At 74.2% G+C, this 240-nt stretch carries 1 protein-coding gene; it reads left to right on the top strand.

The window, feature by feature from the left end; all coding sequences use genetic code 11:
* A partial coding sequence (locus tag HKX41_13170; GenBank protein NNC25085.1) for a KR domain-containing protein occupies window positions 1-240 on the top strand: 240 nt, incomplete at both ends.

Here is a 240-nt window from a genome sequence, read left to right as displayed (position 1 = left end):
CCACGCCGCCGGCGTGCTCGACGACGGTTACCTCGCGCGCAAGCGCGCCGGACAGGCGCGTGCGGTGCTGGCGCCGAAGGTGAGCGGGCTGGAAAACCTCGATCGCGGCCACGGCGCGGCGCCGCTGGATTTCCTGATCTGCTTCGGTTCGATCGGCGGCGCGCTCGGCAGCGCCGGCCAGAGCGATTACGCCGCGGCCAACGCCTTCATGCGCGGCTACGCCGCGGCGCGCAACGCCCG

Origin of the sequence: Salifodinibacter halophilus (assembly GCA_012999515.1) — a bacterium.
In the GTDB taxonomy this organism is placed as follows: Bacteria; Pseudomonadota; Gammaproteobacteria; order Nevskiales; family Salinisphaeraceae; genus Salifodinibacter; species Salifodinibacter halophilus.
This window is presented reverse-complemented; position numbering and strand designations above follow the sequence as displayed.